Origin of the sequence: Stutzerimonas stutzeri (assembly GCF_000935215.1) — a bacterium.
In the GTDB taxonomy this organism is placed as follows: Bacteria; Pseudomonadota; Gammaproteobacteria; order Pseudomonadales; family Pseudomonadaceae; genus Stutzerimonas.
The window spans coordinates 1-223 of the sequence record NZ_JXXD01000161.1 but is presented as its reverse complement, the minus strand read 5'-3'; the positions used below and the strand labels follow the sequence as shown (position 1 = coordinate 223).

The window sequence follows — 223 nt, the reverse complement described above, 5'->3', positions numbered from 1 at the left end:
TGCACCCGCTTCGGTGCTGCCGATGGTCAGGGCGCCGTTGTTGGTGGTGCCATCAGTGCCGCTTGTGCCGGTGTCGGCCTGCAGCGAAACGGTCGGCGCAGCGACCTGGGTGTCGAGCACGAAGCTGACGGTGGTAGCAGCCGAGGTATTACCAGCCACGTCGGTCTGACGCACGGAAACGGTGTTGCTGCCTTCGACCGGGGTGAAGGACGAGGACCAGGTT

General features: G+C 65.0%; 1 protein-coding gene. It reads right to left on the bottom strand.

Features of this window, described 5'->3' with window-relative positions:
- Positions 1–223 (bottom strand): hypothetical protein (locus LO50_RS24925; protein ID WP_044315698.1); only part of this gene is annotated, 223 nt, incomplete at both ends.